Annotated in this window: 16 protein-coding genes and 4 pseudogenes; 11 read left to right on the top strand and 9 right to left on the bottom strand. The window is 41.5% G+C overall.

What is annotated here, in order from left to right:
• Positions 1-75: 75 nt before the first annotated feature.
• The 7 genes and pseudogenes from PYW33_RS15845 to PYW33_RS15815 all read right to left on the bottom strand — a co-directional run.
• On the bottom strand, positions 76-348 hold the full coding sequence (locus tag PYW33_RS15845) for a hypothetical protein (protein WP_004647794.1): 273 nt from the start codon (positions 346-348) through the stop codon (positions 76-78).
• Complete coding sequence (locus PYW33_RS15840) at positions 345-1,904, bottom strand: PepSY-associated TM helix domain-containing protein (RefSeq protein ID WP_004647795.1); 1,560 nt, start codon at positions 1,902-1,904, stop codon at positions 345-347. The genes PYW33_RS15845 and PYW33_RS15840 overlap by 4 nt, the downstream gene beginning before the upstream one ends.
• Before the next feature lie 3 nt (positions 1,905-1,907).
• Positions 1,908-2,189, bottom strand: a complete 282-nt coding sequence (locus tag PYW33_RS15835; protein WP_004647796.1) for a hypothetical protein — start codon at positions 2,187-2,189, stop codon at positions 1,908-1,910.
• A gap of 42 nt (positions 2,190-2,231) precedes the next feature.
• Positions 2,232-2,843: a DUF4198 domain-containing protein gene (locus PYW33_RS15830; RefSeq protein ID WP_004647798.1), complete on the bottom strand. Its 612-nt coding sequence runs from the start codon at positions 2,841-2,843 to the stop codon at positions 2,232-2,234.
• 71 nt (positions 2,844-2,914) lie between these two features.
• The gene (locus tag PYW33_RS15825) at positions 2,915-5,071 is read right to left on the bottom strand and encodes a TonB-dependent siderophore receptor (protein ID WP_004647799.1); all 2,157 of its coding nucleotides are present in this window, start codon (positions 5,069-5,071) and stop codon (positions 2,915-2,917) included.
• Between the two features lie 306 nt (positions 5,072-5,377).
• Positions 5,378-5,788 (bottom strand): annotated as a pseudogene (locus PYW33_RS15820) (transposase); the annotation flags it as partial.
• Positions 5,778-6,308, bottom strand: a pseudogene (locus tag PYW33_RS15815) (TolC family protein); the annotation flags it as partial. The pseudogenes PYW33_RS15815 and PYW33_RS15820, both read right to left, overlap by 11 nt.
• Between PYW33_RS15815 and PYW33_RS15810 the strand changes: the two are divergent.
• The 9 genes and pseudogenes from PYW33_RS15810 to bioD form a co-directional block, all read left to right on the top strand.
• Positions 6,297-6,659 (top strand): annotated as a pseudogene (locus tag PYW33_RS15810) (transposase); the annotation flags it as partial. The pseudogenes PYW33_RS15815 and PYW33_RS15810 overlap by 12 nt on opposite strands.
• Positions 6,660-6,699: 40 nt before the next feature.
• On the top strand, positions 6,700-7,401 hold the full coding sequence (locus PYW33_RS15805; RefSeq protein WP_004282341.1) for an IS1 family transposase: 702 nt from the start codon (positions 6,700-6,702) through the stop codon (positions 7,399-7,401).
• A 27-nt stretch (positions 7,402-7,428) separates the two neighbouring features.
• A pseudogene (locus PYW33_RS15800) lies at positions 7,429-7,701 on the top strand (IS982 family transposase); the annotation flags it as partial.
• A gap of 147 nt (positions 7,702-7,848) precedes the next feature.
• Positions 7,849-8,838 (top strand): biotin synthase BioB, encoded by a 990-nt coding sequence (gene bioB, locus PYW33_RS15795; protein WP_004647802.1) that lies wholly within the window; start codon positions 7,849-7,851, stop codon positions 8,836-8,838.
• Between the two features lie 66 nt (positions 8,839-8,904).
• A complete protein-coding gene (locus PYW33_RS15790; protein WP_004647803.1) occupies positions 8,905-9,615 on the top strand; it encodes an alpha/beta hydrolase family protein in 711 nt (236 codons plus the stop codon).
• Between the two features lie 88 nt (positions 9,616-9,703).
• A complete protein-coding gene (bioA, locus tag PYW33_RS15785; protein WP_004647804.1) occupies positions 9,704-10,984 on the top strand; it encodes an adenosylmethionine--8-amino-7-oxononanoate transaminase in 1,281 nt (426 codons plus the stop codon).
• Complete coding sequence (locus PYW33_RS15780; RefSeq protein WP_004647805.1) at positions 10,981-12,150, top strand: 8-amino-7-oxononanoate synthase; 1,170 nt, start codon at positions 10,981-10,983, stop codon at positions 12,148-12,150. Before bioA ends, PYW33_RS15780 begins: the two co-directional genes overlap by 4 nt.
• Positions 12,117-12,902, top strand: a complete 786-nt coding sequence (gene bioC, locus PYW33_RS15775) for a malonyl-ACP O-methyltransferase BioC (protein ID WP_004647806.1) — start codon at positions 12,117-12,119, stop codon at positions 12,900-12,902. Before PYW33_RS15780 ends, bioC begins: the two co-directional genes overlap by 34 nt.
• Positions 12,899-13,564, top strand: a complete 666-nt coding sequence (bioD, locus tag PYW33_RS15770; protein ID WP_004647807.1) for a dethiobiotin synthase — start codon at positions 12,899-12,901, stop codon at positions 13,562-13,564. The genes bioC and bioD overlap by 4 nt, the downstream gene beginning before the upstream one ends.
• A 421-nt stretch (positions 13,565-13,985) precedes the next feature.
• Here bioD and PYW33_RS15765 read toward each other — a convergent pair whose 3' ends face one another.
• Positions 13,986-14,327 (bottom strand): histidine kinase dimerization/phospho-acceptor domain-containing protein, encoded by a 342-nt coding sequence (locus PYW33_RS15765; RefSeq protein ID WP_004282152.1) that lies wholly within the window; start codon positions 14,325-14,327, stop codon positions 13,986-13,988.
• Between the two features lie 190 nt (positions 14,328-14,517).
• Positions 14,518-14,751 (bottom strand): hypothetical protein, encoded by a 234-nt coding sequence (locus PYW33_RS15760; protein WP_225554309.1) that lies wholly within the window; start codon positions 14,749-14,751, stop codon positions 14,518-14,520.
• Between the two features lie 288 nt (positions 14,752-15,039).
• On the opposite strand from PYW33_RS15760, the gene PYW33_RS15750 reads away from it, so the two are divergent.
• Together PYW33_RS15750 and lldP are read left to right on the top strand one after the other, a co-directional pair.
• Complete coding sequence (locus PYW33_RS15750) at positions 15,040-15,192, top strand: hypothetical protein (protein ID WP_370940781.1); 153 nt, start codon at positions 15,040-15,042, stop codon at positions 15,190-15,192.
• A gap of 224 nt (positions 15,193-15,416) precedes the next feature.
• Positions 15,417-17,081: an L-lactate permease gene (lldP, locus tag PYW33_RS15745; protein ID WP_004282148.1), complete on the top strand. Its 1,665-nt coding sequence runs from the start codon at positions 15,417-15,419 to the stop codon at positions 17,079-17,081.
• Positions 17,082-17,087: the final 6 nt, after the last annotated feature.

The raw sequence follows: 17,087 nt of genomic DNA, 5'->3' as shown, positions 1-17,087 counted from the left end.
TGAGTAGATTGGTTCAATAGAGGGCATGTAAGTAGCGCACTAGGCTGTTTACTACTTTCTGATTTTAAATAAATACTAAAATGCTTTATTCATTTTTAAGATAAAGATAAACAGTACAGGGCTTAGAAATACCCATAAAGCCACAAAGCTAATACTGGAGCTAAACTGGGTACGTAATAAAAACATCGCGACGAATAAGAAAATACCCGCAGTGAATTTAGTGTGCGTAGGAAAATTAGCTAAAAAAGCGTAACGAGATTTTCGGGTTTTTAGGATCTGCTTTGCACTTACCGCATAAAAACCAAAACAGCTCAGCCAAAGCAGACCGATCACTGCAATCCATATCATGTTGATGATTCCTGTTGCGTAACTTTTAGTTTGGCGTGAATTTTATTGACCGCCTTTTGCTGAATAGGGGTAATTTTCTGGTGTAACAATAGGGCGAGAAGTGCCAAGTTCCACAGCATCAGATCGATTCGCAGAAATGGCCAGTAAGTTGTAAAAGAATCAATATAATCATGGAAAATGAGATAATAAATATTGATCAGCGGCAGCATAAAAGCAGTACCAATCAGGATTTTAAGCTGAATTTTCCATAAATATTGCTGCGGTGTTAAACATGCCAGAATGAAACTGCCGAGCCAAATACTGAAAAAACTATAAATCTCATAATTTGGTGCACCTACAGGGATGCTGATAAAACGATTCGCATAGAGATAAGCCAGCATGGCAATCGGCAAGCCAAGTATCATGGTGATATTCAAGCGGTTCACCAAATAATGTCCGAGATGAAACCGCGCTGATTTTTTCTGAATCTGGCGTTTCAGACTCCACAGCAGCAGACCGGAGGCAATCATGGCGCAGCCCAATATGCCAGAGAAAAACAATCCTAAACGTAAAGCAGGTTCAGCAAAACGTGCCATATGCAAACCATACATGCCGGCATTGAGTGTGGCAATTGCACTTTCATTGCGTGTATTTTCAAGCAATTTTCCGGTAGCAGCATTTAAAATGAGCTGTGCCTGATTTCTGGTAATGGAATGATCTTTGAGCTGTGTTAAGGTTATGTGTGCCAGCTGGGTATTGGGCTGCTTGACCGTGATATTGTCAAATTCCGCATGTCCCCAGTGTTGCTGCGCCGTGCTAATAAAATGTTGAATTGGCAGCATCTCGGTTTTCACCGGAACCACAGAGTTGGCCAATACATTGACTGTGCGAATTTCTTCAAAATACTGAAAGGGATTGTCTGGATAGAGTTTTTTCATGCCGGAAGGCAGTACGATATAAAAGAAAATCGCCAGCCCGGTAAATGTCATGGTCAAAAAGAACGGCAGGGCAATCACTGAACTAACATTATGAAAATCCAGATAGGAGCGCTGCCCCTTAAATGCTCTTAAGGTAAAAAAGTCTGTCAGGATTTTTTTATGGGTAATGATTCCTGAAATCAGAGTCAATAACATGATAAAGGCAGCAATCGTCACAATCAGCCGACCAATGGTGTAGGGCATACCATAGAGCTGAAAATGAAAATTATAGAAAAAATCTCCCCCTTGGGTGGCCGAGAGGTTTAATTCTTTTCCTGTCGAAGCATCCAGGGTTTTGACTTCATAGCCACCATCCGCTTTTTGCCAGTAGACTTTATTCACAGGTGAATCTTGATTGGCGACTCCGATATACCAGTTTTGGGCGTCCGGTGCATGCTGCTGTAAATAGCTGTAAGCAGATTTTAAGGCAGTTTCCTGATTGACTTGTATTGAGGCAAATTCAGGCTGCATCCATATACTGATTTCATGCCGGTAATAGGTGACCGCGCCTGTTAAAAAGATCGCGAAGAGCAGCCAGCCAAAACTTAAACCTAACCATGAATGTAGCCATGCCATGGATTGACGGACAGATTTATGCATGGTTTAACCTATGAAGCGGGAGATGGTAAATAAGCTAAGGAAAGGAAGCAGGCTATAGACCGAAAGCTTTTTTAAACTCTGGATACAGAAGATGCCAATCACAAAACAGACATAAAAAATCAGGGCAATAACGGCGGCCAAATAGACGGATTCTGCTTTGGGCAGAAAAGCCTGTAGAAAGTAAGCCAGATCGAGTGCGATCAAATAACTGCACAAGTAGCCCATCCCAAAGCTCATGCCTAAGCGATAGAAAATGGCGAGTGGCTGCACTACAACAGACATCATATTTGGCCTTGAATAAATCTATACTGATGAAAATCTAAAAACTTAATAAACAAAACTTAAAGTCGTTACCAGATACTGTTTTTTATAGGCCTGCTGATTCAATTTTCCGGCCTTGTCTGCTTCTTTGCCAACTTCAATGACATATTGACCTTTCCATGGCGTGGCGATCGTAATCTGGCCTTGGCCGTTGGTGGTGTATTTTTTTAGCCAGAATTGCGGGGAAAAGACTGTGACTTCAACATCCGCAGCAGCTTTACCCTGATACAGTACCGTAAATGTATTGCTGTTGATCTGGGTCGGGACAATATCCAGTTCGGACTCTGCTTTCAAGTTTTGTCTGCCGGATTTGGCATGATAGCTCAGCAATGATTCTCCATAGATCAATTCATGAGTGAGCTGGACATCGGTCTGGCCTTGGGTTGCATAGAGCAAATGATCCTGTTGCATTTGAGGACTAAATGTTTTTTTGGCCTGAACGGCCTTTGCCTGATTGAAAGACTTGAGGGCACCTTGCTGCGTTTCTTTGAGCTGTTCACTATATTCACCAAAGAACGCATGAGTCTGCTGATTTGTGCCACGTTCTAGCCAAAGCATATGCGCCTGAGCTGAAAGTGTCATAGACAGTCCAAGGGTCAAAGCGATCATTTTTTTCATTTGTTTTACCTATTTTTGTGTATGTAGTGATGATTTAGCCCTGAACATGTCATTAAGGCTAAGCTTGAAAATCAGTATTTAAATTTCACGGCAACGCTGTAATTCGCTGGTGCACCATAAAAACCTTGCTGATTGGGGAAATTGAACAGATATTTTTCATTGGTCAGGTTATTACCATTGGCTTGCAAGGTCATATGCTCATTCAGCTCATAGCTGGCCATTAAGTTCACGAGCGCATAAGCATCCTGCTCAATGATTCCAGCTTTCTGGGTAATCACTCCATTGGCGGTTGCTTCAGGCACATCTAGATAGGTCTGATCTTGCCACTGCACACCAAGGCCCAGTTTCAGTTTTGGAAGTTGCGGCACCTGATAGGTAGTTAAAAGATTAAAAGACTGGGTTGGATTGAAGGTACGCGCATCACCGCCATTGATCAGATCTTTCAGGCTAAACTGGGTATAACCAAAGCTTAAGTTTAAATGGTCGCTCAGTTGTCCCGCCAAGCCGAACTCGTAGCCTTGGGAACGCAAGTCACTAACCTGAGTCTTGCGTAAAGTCGGAATACCATCAGAATCACGAAGCGGATAATTACTTTGCTCCGTTCTAAACACGGCCATGGTGGCGGTAAGCTTGTCATCTAGCCAAGAACCTTTGACTCCGACTTCATAGCTTTCACCTTCGATCGGCTTGTTAATGCTGCCATCATCTGCTTTGGTGGTTTGCGGACGGAAAATCGAGGTATAACTCAGGTAACCTGTATATTCAGGGCTAAAGTTATAGGTCAAACCGGCATAGGGTAAAACTTTATCTTCATCATAAATGGTGTCGGTCCCATAACTGCTACCACTGCTTTCAGCCTGAACATAGTTCGCACCTAAAAGCAGTTTCAGATCATCATTCAGATGCAGTCGGGTCGCAGCATAAAGGCTCTGGTTCTTCTGCCGGATATGCATTTCCCCACTGGTTTTCGATAGATCCCAGCTTGGTTCTTCTGGTGTAAAGCTGGCTAAATCTGTGGTCAGCGGATTGACAAAGCTGCCAGCATAACCCAATTCATCCAGACGATTTTTGGCCCAGACATAGCCCAATGAGGCTTCATGGCGTTGTCCCCAAAGCGGATAGGTGCCGCTAAAACTCAGGCTGGCTTGTTGTTCTGTATTGTCATCAATATACATGCCTGGGTAGAGGAAGATACCTGAAGTGCCATTTGCGCCAGGTTTTCCAGACAGAAACAAGAGTTTTGAATCACGTTGTGTGCGTTTTTCATCATAAGTCAGTTTGGCTGTCCAGTCGCCTGCCAGTTTTTGTTCAAGCTCGGCAAAGTAACTTTTAATATTGCTATCCCAATAGGTCCAGCTTGGGCTGTAATTATAATTCCGTGAGTAACTGAGCTGCTCGCCTTCGGTATTGATCAGTGGATTAGAACCCCAATTCACACCATTCGGCTTATGATTGCTTTCAGTATAGCCTGCGGTCAATAGGGTTGTGTCAGTTACATCTGCCTCCACAACAGCACCTATGCCGTTTTTTTCCAGTTCATAACGATCCAGATAACTGTCACCATTCTGTTGATAGCCAAATACACGGCCTCTGATTTTTCCATCCTGGGTGAGAGGAGAGGATATATCTGCTTCATAGCGCTGCGTATTCCATGAACCGTAACTGGCATTCAAGGCTGCCTGAAGTTCCTGAGTAGGGCGTTTGCGAATCATGTTAATGGTTGCACCAGGATCGCCAATTCCATTATTTAAGGCATTTGCGCCTTTCACCACTTCGATACGGTCAAACAAAAAACTGTCCGGATTATCATTATTATAATTATAGCCTTCGAGTGGAATACCAACGCCATCCACTAAAACATTCGAAATCTCGAAACCTCGGGCAAGGTAGGAGCTCCGTTCCGTTTCCTGATTGTTGACAATAATGCCAGGGGCATTACGCAGTACTTCCCGGGTATTATCTAAGGCAAAGTCATCCAGTTGCTGGCGAGTGATGACATTGACTGTTTGCGGCGTTTCCTTGAGTGGAATATTCAGTTTTGAGGCGGTTGACGAATTTTGGATGATATAAGCCTTACTCTGTTCGGAGCTGAGCTCACTCTGTTCTGATTCCGCTGTAACTGTAATCGTCGGTAATTGCTGAGTATCATCGGCAAAACTTTGCTGGGACACTAAAATTGCAAGACTAAGAAGAGAAAGCTTAAATGATGGAGGAACGGTATAAAACATTTTAGTTAATGTAAATGATAATAATTATCAGTAATATTATTGTTTAATATCTCTTAAAGCAATCTCAATATAATAGGAAATCCAAATGAAAAATGAGTTAATGATAGGTAAATCTACAAATAAAAGTTTAATGTAAGGAGTAGGGAACAATAAAATATCACTGTTAAAAAAAGATGTTATTACCTTACTTTTGTGCTCCTGAACCAATTTGTTTATATACTGCACTATAAATTTTCAAATCCTCAATCTGGAGTGACTTTGTTGCATAAAGGCTTCAGAGATAGATCTTTTCTAAGTTACTCGAATTCAAGTGACAACTTGGGTATGAGGTCGACCTAATTCCGTTAATTTATCGCCTAATAATTTAATGCAATACATTTTGGTTTTGACCAAACTTCGCCGATGATAGCCTGACCATTTCTTCCATAGTGTCCTGCCTAAACATTTAACGGTTCGAAGTAATTCATTTCGCTCTTGCGAATGAACTTTTGTAGTTTTCTAAGGCTTTGCATTTTTTCTGGAGGGAACTACCGCATATGCTTACCGGTCTGCAATGACTTGACGGCATTGCTTGGTGTTATAAGCCTCGTCTGTATAAACTGAATCAATCTGTTCATCCAACGGAATTTGATCAAGTAACTCCCCAAGGATTCGTGAATCACTCACATTATTCGTTGTGAGCTGAACTGCTCGTATTTGAAGAGTTTTAGCATCTATAGTGGGTATTGGTATGTTGAATGTAGTTCGGAAATTCTGTAATCGAGCCATGGCTTTGTAATAGGGTGGCCAGTGACATCACATATTTGTAGGCATTCAAGGCAGTTTCAGCTCGTAGTCCGCTCAGCATATTTTGTGCATCGATGACCTGTGTGGCGGTGCCCATATCTTCTTTAAAAGACAATTCTTGGATGCGTAAATTTTCCTGTGCGGCTTTCAAGTTTTGTGCCAGAAGTGCATCACTTTGCTGTGCACTGAGTGCTTCGCTATAAGATTTATAAATCAGATTTTCAATTTCTTGCTGGGTGCGTGCAGTGAGTAATTCTGTAGCAGAGCGTTTGAGTTCGGCAGCCTGAATATTCTTGTTTTTATCGATCCCGGAAAACAGGTTATAGCGTGCGGCAACTCCGACAATCCAGTTTTCATTTTGATCCAGACTATATTCGCCAAAAGCAAAAACATTCGGTTTTTTTGCCGCTTGCTGGGCTTTCACATTGGCTTGAGCCAATTGGGTATGCATGAATTAGCTCTACACGCTTTACATGTGACACTGATGAAAGGCCAAGGTACACAATATTTATGAATTGATTCAACAACTCTGCCAATTTGTAAAAATCAACGTATTCAGCGTCATAAATCATTAATCCAAATTGCATCACATGGTAGAAGCTCAATGGGCTGGTTTTATGGCTGTAAATTACATATTGCGATGAATCAATTTGGTGAAATTGCCTGTTCTGCTTTATCGAATAGACATGTTGCTGACATAAAAATGGTTGAGCAATTGGTTGCTGGTGTAGAAGCAAAACTTTACGGGGATCGAGGTTACATCAGCCAAGAATTAAAAATTAGGGTGGTGTTTCAAAAAGTATGCTGAAAAAAAGCAGGTTGGATTTTGATAAAATAGAGAAATGCGAATAACTCTAGAAATCAAGTGTCCAGCCTGCCTAAGTGACAGTATAAAGAAAAATGGCACAAAAGTAGATGGTAAGCAAAATTACCAATGTAAAATATGCAGACGTCAATTTATTGGTGATCATGCTCTCAGTTATCAAGGCTGTCACTCAGGTATCAAAACCAAAATATTACACCTCATGGTGCGAGGCAGTGGTGTCAGGGATATAGCAGAAATTGAAAGAGTAAGTATCGGTAAAGTTCTACGGACACTTAGCCAATCAAAATATCAACTTCGAGCACAGCAAAGTCATTATGAAACCCTTGAAGTAGATGAGTTTTGGACTTTTGTTGGTCATAAGCAAAATAAACAATGGCTAATTTATGCCTATCATCGAGAAACAGGTGAAATTGTTGCTTATGTATGGGGTAACCGAGATTTAGCCACTGCAAAACGACTTAAATTAAAATTGAAGCAGTTAGGTGTAAGCTATACATGTATATCAAGTGACCATTGGGATAGCTTTGTTACGACCTTTAAAGAATGCAAACAGTTGATTGGTAAATTTTTCACTGTGGGTATAGAAGGCAATAATTGTCGATTACGGCATCGAATCAGGCGAGGCTTTAGGAGAAGCTGCAACTTCTCCAAAAAGCTTGAAAATCATTTCAAAGCCTTTGATTTAGTGTTCTTTTATATCAATAATGGATTCGTTTAATGCCAGCATACTTTTTGAAACACCACCAAAATTAGATTGAAAGATCAAGGTATTGATTTAATTATTTATGATCGAAAGAATATGCAGGCTATTCAACTTTGTGCATCAGATGAATATCACCTAAGACAACGCAATAAGATAGAAACATTATTCAGTTTATTGAAGGGGCAATACAATTTATTGACGAGTAAAGCACGTAGTCTTCATGGATTTCTGCGTGGAATTTACGCCTCACTATGTGGATATCAATTAACCCATCGAAATAAGCCAACAATTCAAATTAAGGACTCATCGGCTTAAGCAGGATTCGAGTTAAATAAGCTTTCAAAATAGCTTGATACACTAAAGCTATTTTAAGCAGGCAATGAATATGAAAGAAAACGCTAAAGAAAAATAAAAAAAACAGCGTATGATTTACTCAATGGAATTTTAGATGATGCAGACAAGATGATCCGTAATGATTGGTCACGTGCCGAAATACAAGAAATTTATGACTTGCCTTTAATGGATTTACTGTTTCAGGCACAGCAAATTCATCGCCAAAACTTTGAACCGAATACTGTTCAGGTCAGTACTCTGCTTTCAATTAAAACGGGCCGTTGTCCGGAAGATTGTAAATACTGTTCGCAATCTGCACATTACGATACTGATCTGGAAATTGAAAAACGCGTAGAAGTACAAAAGGCGATTGCTGAAGCCAAACAGGCCAAAGCTTCCGGTTCGACCCGTTTCTGCATGGGCGCAGCATGGCGTAATCCGCATGAACGCGATATGCCGTATGTGCTGGAACTGGTGCAGGAAGTCAAGAAACTGGGCATGGAAACCTGTATGACTCTAGGAATGCTGAATGCCTCACAAGCGGAACGTCTGAAAGATGCAGGGCTAGATTATTACAACCACAACCTTGATACCTCACGTGAATATTATGCCAATGTCATCAGTACACGTAGCTTTGATGAACGCTTAAATACGCTTGATCATGTACGTGATGCCGGAATTAATGTCTGTAGTGGCGGTATTGTCGGCTTGGGCGAAGGCGTACAAGACCGAGTCGGTTTGTTGTTTGAACTAGCGACTATGCCGATTCACCCGGGTTCGGTGCCCATAAATATGTTGGTTCCTATTGAAGGCACACCACTGGCCGATGTTGAAAAACTGGATGTGATTGACTGGATTCGTACTATTGCGGTAGCACGGATTATTATGCCGAAGAGTTATATCCGCTTGTCGGCAGGTCGTGAATCTCTCTCTGACTCTGATCAGGCACTGGCATTTATGGCTGGAGCTAACTCATTATTTTCAGGTGATAAATTGCTTACTGCCCCGAACAGTGGTGAAGGTAAAGACAAAGCCTTGTTTGCTAAATTAGGCTTAAAAGCTGAAGCTGCCAAGAAAACAGCTAAAGAATTGGCTGTAGATGCGATGCAACCTGCTTAATTAATCGTGTAACAAACAGGGATCATTTCAACTTGAATTGGTCCCTTTTTTATTGGAACAGACAAAATGAAGATACTGATGATTACAGGTTGGGGGCTAGGAACAGCGGTCTTAACCCCGTTTGTAGAACAGTTACGGCAGCAGCATCAAGTTGAAGTATGGGATATTTTTGATCCTAACGTAGAAAGTATTTTGGCCGAAAAAGTCAGGCAGGCGAGTTCGTTTGATGTCTTGATGGGATGGTCTTTGGGTGGACAATTGGCACTTTTGCTGGCTAATGAAATCCAGCAACAATTGAAAATTGCCAAGCCAGTGATTTGCTGTATGTCAAATCCCTGTTTCGTGGCCAACGAAGCATGGCCACAGGCAATGCCAGTTGAACAATATACACAATTTAAATCCTCCATACTGGCTGATCCAAAACGCGGGATGCAGCGCTTCTGTACCTTGGTCACTTTAGCTGGCGCAGCAGCGCGTGAACGTGCAAAATTATTGCACCAACAGTTAAATAGTATTGATTTAAACTATCAGGTTAAGCATCTTTATCTATTGCAGCAATTAAATCTAGTGGATATCTTAAAAAATCATTCAGTCAAGATGCTATTTATATTTTCCGAGAATGATATGTTGGTTCCTTACAAAGTTAGTCAAGAATCCGTGTTTTTAACAACCCAAAATCTGAATTTGGTAAAAATACAGGGCACGCACGATGCCATCCTTTTTGATGCCAAGTTACTCGTTGAGCCAATTTTAAAATTTTTAGCCGATCTGGCTTAAGCAAAAAGAGATTGGTAGCTCTTGACGTTTCATTTTCAGATTTAACGCGCTAAGATCAGTTTTAGTTTTAATAATTGGGGTAAATTCTGTGCAGGACGCTTTTGATCAACAGCATATTTGGCATCCTTATACCTCCATGACACAACCCTTGCCATGTTACAAAGTTAAAGCTGCAAATGGTGCAGTCATTGAACTTGAAGATGGTACCGAGCTGATTGATGGCATGTCGTCCTGGTGGTGCACAATTCACGGTTATAATCATTCTGAACTCAATCAGGCCGTAACAAAACAATTAGAGTCGATGTCACATATCATGTTTGGTGGTTTGACTCATCAGCCTGCGATTGATGTGTCTAAACTGCTACTTGAGATCACGGCGCCTGAACTGGATAAAATTTTCTTTGCCGATTCCGGCTCGGTCGCGGTTGAGGTGGCGTTGAAAATGGCTGTGCAATATTGGAATGCACGTCAGCAACCACAAAAAACTAACTTTGTTACCACACGCTCTGGCTATCATGGCGACACCTGGAATGCCATGTCGGTTTGTGATCCTGTAACTGGTATGCATCAAATTTTTGGTTCGAGTTTGCCGAACCGTTTATTTGTTCCGGCACCTCAAAGCCGTTTTGATGGGGCATGGCAACCCGAAGATATACAGCCACTTGAGCACCTGCTGGTACAGCAGCATCAACAGATTGCTGCCATGATCATTGAGCCGATTGTGCAAGGTGCAGGCGGGATGCGTTTCTATCATCCAGAATATTTAAAGCAAGCTAAGTTGTTGTGTGAAAAGTACGATGTACTGCTGATTTTAGATGAAATTGCCACCGGTTTTGGCCGCACTGGAAAACTATTTGCTTATGAACACGCTCAGGTCACACCAGACATTATGTGTATCGGTAAGGCATTGACTGGTGGTTATATGACCTTGTCAGCGACCTTAACCACTCGCCATGTAGCAGAGACGATTTCAAGTGGTGAAGCGGGTGTGTTCATGCATGGCCCAACTTTTATGGCTAATCCGTTGGCCTGTGCGGTCGCATTAAAAAGTACCCAGCTGTTACTGGCTCAAGACTGGCAGACGCGTATTCAACAGATTGAAAGGACACTAGAACAATATTTACTGGATTTAAAATCCTTGGCACAAGTCAAAGATGTGCGTGTCCTCGGCGCAATTGGCGTGGTTGAGCTACATCAAACTATTGATTTGGCGCGTTTTCAGGCTGAATGTGTATGCCGTGGCGTCTGGATTCGTCCTTTTGGCTGTCTGGTCTATGTCATGCCGCCATATGTAATTTCAACACAGCAACTTGAAACTTTATTAAAGCATATGCGGGAGATGATTCAGCAGATAGAGGCAGTAGCATGAACCATCTTGACCATTTCCAGCAGCAGCTAGATGACTTGAAACAGCAAGGGCAATATCGCCAGTTTAAGTCCAATATTTCTAGCCAGCCACGATTGCAACTCAATGGCCAAGAGATGCTGAATCTGGCATCCAATGACTATTTAGGTCTGGCATCCAACTTAACGCTACGTGAAGAATTTTTTGACCTCACGCCGATGTCTGAGCGATATATGAGTTCAAGCTCTTCACGTTTACTGACAGGAAACTTTCCCAATTTTGAACAACTTGAAGCACAGATGTCACAGGCTTTTGGACGTTCAGTACTGCTGTTTAATAGTGGTTATCACATGAATATCGGGATTCTTCCTGCGCTCAGTAATGCTAAAACCATGATCATTGCTGACAAACTGGTACATGCCAGTATTATCGACGGGATTCGTTTATCTAAAGCTGGCTATGTGCGTTACCGCCATAATGACCTGCAGCATTTGACTCAGTTTTTAGAAAAATATCAGTCAGATGAATCTATCCAGCGCATCATTGTGGTAACTGAATCAATTTTCAGTATGGATGGGGATGAAACAGATTTAGCTGCTTTGGTGGCATTAAAACAGCAGTTTGCAAAAGTCATGCTTTATGTCGATGAGGCACATGCAATTGGTGTGCGCGGTGAACGTGGATTGGGCTGCGCAGAACAGTATCAAGTATTGGATCAAATTGATTTCCTAGTCGGTACCTTTGGCAAGGCTTTGGCTTCAGTTGGTGGTTATCTGGTCTGTGCGCCAGTGATTCGTGACTATCTGATCAATAGCATGCGACCTTTAATTTTTAGTACCGCCCAGCCGCCACTATGTATGGCCTGGACTAGATTTATTTTTCAGAAGGTAGAGCAGCTTCAGGCAGAACGAGTACATTTGGCAGCATTGGCTGTACGCTGTCAGCAGGGCATTCAAGACTTGGGATATCACTGTCCGTCAACCTCGCAAATTGTGCCGGTACTGATTGGTGAGGCAAAACGCACCATTCAGGCGACTGAAATTATGCAACAGCAGGGGTTTTATGTGCTGCCAGTACGTCCGCCAACGGTTCCTGCCAACACCTCCAGACTCAGAATTTCCCTGAACCAGAACATTTCTGCGGATGAGCTGGACGCATGTCTGCAGGTGCTGAGGAATTTACCGCGATGAACAGCAAACAGATTGCCCAGCGTTTTGCTCAGGCAAATCTCAGTTATGAACAGCATGCGCTGGTACAAAGTACCGTAGCTGCAGAGTTGATGCATTTCATGCAGCAGCATGTGGCACAACCACATTTGCAACGGGTATTGGAAATTGGCTGCGGTTCAGGATTGTTTACCCGGCTTTTTATGCAGCATTATAGCTTTGATCATTTATTTTTAAATGACCTATATGTCGAAGTGAAGCAGCACTTCCCGGAATCTAATCGGCTTTTGTGGGAGATTGGTAATATTGAAACCTTGCCACTGCCTCAGTCTCTGGACATGGTGTTGTCTTGTTCTGCATTGCAATGGATCTCGGATTTAAAAGCATTATTGCTCAACATTGCGCAGGCCTTAAATCCCTCTGGGCATCTGTGTTTTGCCAGTTATACTGACAATAATTTAAAGGAAATTAAGGCACTGACCGGACAGGGCTTGGATTATCTGCCTTTAGCAAAGGTCTGTGAACTGCTCCAATCCTTAGGCTTTGACATTCTGCTGCAGATAGAAAAACAGATGACCTTATATTTTGAGCATCCGAAACAGGTGTTACAGCATATCAAAGCCACTGGTGTACAGGCGACGGCACAGGGGTTTCGGTGGACAAAATCGTCCTTACAGGATTTTTATACCGGCTATCAACAATTCCAAGATCCTGAAAGCAAACAGTATGCACTGACCTATCATCCGGTTTATGTCATTGCACGGAAGACAGCATGAGCGCACAGATTTATTTTGTCAGCGGCATTGATACCGCAATTGGTAAAACCTTTACTACTGGTTTCTTGGCCAAAATTTGGAATGAGCAGGGTATTCGTACTATAACCCAAAAGCTGATCCAGACCGGAAATGTCGATATATCAGAAGATATCGAACAGCATCGTGCAATTATGGGTTGTGGACTGTTACCGGAAGACCAGCAAAAACTGACCATGCCGGAAATTTTTACGTATCCGGCTTCACCGCATCTTGCTGCGCGTCTAGATGGGCGAGCCATTAATTTTGAACAGATTCAGCAGGCCACCGAACAGCTGGCTGCGGGCTATGACTGTATTTTGCTGGAAGGTGCAGGTGGTCTAATGGTGCCCTTAACCGAAGAGTTCCTAACTATTGATTATATTCAGACACATAATTATCCGGTGATTCTGGTCACTTCAGGGCGTTTGGGTAGTATTAATCATACCTTGCTGAGTCTTGAGTTGTTAAAACTCCGCGGGGTTCAATTATATGCCATTGCTTTTAATCATACAGATAACTCCAAAGATCCCTTGATCGCTGAAGATACCATTGCTTATTTAAAACAGTATTTGCAGCGTGATTTTGCTGATACGACATGGGTTGATATTCCAGCTTTAAATTTAGCCCTGTCTTCTCATAAGTAAGTGATCCGCTTGCAGCGAGGCTGATGTGAATGCTTAAATATTGAGGTTGCGCCACTGTAAATTGAATCTGATAGCCATATTTGTTTAACACCATTTTCATCAAATATAAGTCTAGCCCATGCCCATTTTGCTAGGGAGATTTATGCCAGAAACGCTGTCCCAAGTATGCATATCTTCAACCTTTGATTATCATTATGAATGATCAGCACACATGCAGCATAGCAATTGAAATGGTGTTTGCCTGTGCATGCAATAGAGCATTGTTAAGTAGGTTTTTAAAGACGGTATCTAGTTCAAAATCGGGTAGGGCAATTCGGGTCAGGCTCGGTCAGTCAATTGTTAAACTGGGTTCAATTTCCGGATAAAGCGACTGTAAATCGGCAATCACCTGAGTCAGGAGCCGTGCAATTTCAATACTGTACTAGATATCACTCAGTACTTGATCGGTAGAGGAAAGTGCTAGAAGCTGTTCCAGTAGCTGGGTACATCGGCGGATACCAAGGTGTACCTGCTGCAAGCTCTGTTGCAATTTTGGCGAGCTTGCCTGTTGTTCTGCCATCAGTTGTGCAAGCTGAATATGAGTTTTGATCGCGGTTAAAGGACTACGCAATTCATGGGCGGCGTATGAACTAAATACTTTTTCATTTTCCGGATTTTGATGCAGTTTATGTATTAAGTGCTTAGAGTTTTGGGCAAAGGACTGTACCTTGGAAGGCATTACTTTGGCATCTAAGGTTTTTAAATAGTGAGTAGCATCATTCACTGATAAATTTGGCTGACTTAAAAGGTTGAAACTTCATCTAAGGCTTTAAGCTCTCGACGAATAATCAAAACGATTAAGTCTATAACATAGCAATAAAGACAAAATTATTGGTATTAATACCGATTATAAAATCTTTTTGAGCAATTATCCACGTAGGAACATCCGCTCTGCTACCACCACTTGAATATCCTCACGACGTAACACATAACTGAGCCTCACCTTGTTGCTTTGTACTAAAGCCAACTACTTGGTGGCTTAAATCTTTCGGTGCACCTCGGGTTTTTGCTACCACATGCTGAACGACACTGACGTCAGAGCCAAATAAAGACACTTTATAGGCAATCAACTGCTCTTGATTGGTGGAATGAAGTTGTTGGGCTAGTACATTTTCATCCAAGTTTTGCATCGGCAGTTGTTGAGTCAATCGAGCGACCATTGGATGGCTGAATCAAACCAAATTGATATATTTCCTTGACTGAGCAAGGCTTTATTGTAGGTAGATCAACTGGTTGTACGATAGATCTTGGGTGCAGACCTCTTCATTTAGAAATTATATTCCCCAAGAAGCTTTCAGTAGTAGGTTTGTGCAACAAAGCCTCTTGCAAATAAAGGCTATCAAGGGATTTATACATTGTATCCAAATAGTTTATGGCCATTAAAAGCAAAAAAGCACTAAAAACCAGATCTCGAGCTAAAACTTTATAACCAAGAAATCAATAAAAGAAGAATTGGGATTGAACAGGTATTTGGAACTTTGAAAACCTTCAAAATCCTTGCCGAGCGATATCGCAACCCTGGCAAAAGACTAGGATTAAGATTTAATTTAATTGTGGGAATCTATAATTTTGAGCTGAGTAAAAAGTGAATTATGAAAGAAATCTAATATATAAAATTTTAAGAGATTATAAAAATTGGTCATACCAAAAAATAAATTAAATCTTTTATATTGTGTTTTTGGGCTAATATTACTAATATCGCCAATACAAAATGCACATTTTATCTCTTAAACACTAAATTGGTCATACCAATTTAGTGTTTAAGTACAATAAACTGTTCAATCTAGTAGTTAAGCATTTCAAGGAGTAGACAATGCTTCAACAGTGGCAACAAATTTATGATCCTATAGGCAATATCTGGATTTCGAGTGCTATTGCGCTAGTTCCAATTATTTTCTTTTTTTTAGCGTTAGCTATTTTTCGCATGAAGGGTAGTGTAGCCGCTACAATTACCGTTTTTTTAGCCTTTCTGGTCTCATTATTTTTATACAAAATGCCAATTGGAATGGCATTAGCATCAATGGTCTATGGATTCTTCTACGGCCTGTGGCCAATTGCATGGATTATTATCGGTGCAGTTTTTATATATAAGATTTCAGTAAAAACAGGACAGTTTGATGTTATTCGTTCGTCTATTCTGTCAATTACAGAAGATCAACGTTTGCAAATGCTATTAGTTGGGTTTGCTTTTGGTACGTTTTTAGAAGGTGCGGCAGGTTTTGGTGCGCCCGTCGCAATTACTGCGGCACTGTTGGTGGGACTCGGCTTTAAGCCTTTATATGCGGCTGGGCTATGCCTGATAGTTAATACTGCACCTGTTGCTTTTGGTGCAATGGGAATTCCGATCATTGTCGCTGGGCAGGTTTCAGGTGTTGACACCATGGAAATCAGTCAAATGGTTGGTCGTCAGTTACCCTTTATGGTGCCAATTGTATTGATCTGGATCATGGCAATCATGGATGGTTGGCGTGGGGTTAAAGAAACTTGGCCTGCTATTTTAGTTGCCAGCTTATCTTTTTCTTTAGCGCAATATCTAACATCAAATTTTGTTGGGCCTGAGTTACCCGATATCACTGCTGCAATTGCATCATTAATCAGTTTAACTATCTTACTTAAGTATTGGAAACCAAAACATATTTTTCTTTTTGAGGATAAAAATATACAGGTAGATGAAACTATTATCAAGCAAGCTCGTAAACAATATAGTGTGGCACAGATAGCCAAAGCCTGGTCTCCATTTCTGATACTTACAGCAATGGTGACGATCTGGAGCATCAAACCTTTTAAAGATTTATTTGTTAAGGACGGCCCATTAAGTGATTTAGTAGTTTCAATTAAAGTGCCGTATTTGCATCAATTGATTCAAAAGCTACCACCTGTCGTGCCTGAAATTAAAGATTATGATGCGATTTATAAGTTTGATTGGTTATCAGCAACGGGTACGGCGATTATATTGGCGGCATTGATCACGATTATTTATTTAAACATGAAACCTAAAGAGGCAGTTTCGACATTCTTTGAAACCGTGAATGAACTAAAAACCCCAATTTATTCGATTGGTATGGTACTGGCTTTTGCGTTCATTGCAAACTATTCAGGTCTGTCAGCAACGCTTGCTTTAGCACTGGCACATACGGGTCAGGCTTTCACCTTCTTCTCACCATTCTTGGGTTGGGTTGGAGTGTTTCTTACAGGTTCAGATACTTCAGCTAACGCATTGTTTTCAGCGTTACAAGCAACTACAGCACAGCAAATCGGTGTGCCTGAAGTCTTGTTAGTTGCTGCCAATACCAGTGGTGGAGTAACAGGTAAGATGATTTCCCCTCAATCAATCGCGATTGCTTGTGCAGCAGTGGGTTTAGTTGGTAAAGAATCTGATTTATTTAGATTTACAGTAAAACACAGCATTATCTTTACGGTGATGATTGGTATTATTGTGACCTTACAAGCTTATGTTTTCCCGTGGATGATTCCGTAAACGGGT

The organism is Acinetobacter lwoffii, assembly GCF_029024105.1.
Taxonomy (GTDB): Bacteria; Pseudomonadota; Gammaproteobacteria; order Pseudomonadales; family Moraxellaceae; genus Acinetobacter; species Acinetobacter lwoffii.
The sequence above is the reverse complement of the archived record's forward strand: the minus strand, read 5'-3'. Positions and strand labels throughout refer to the sequence as shown.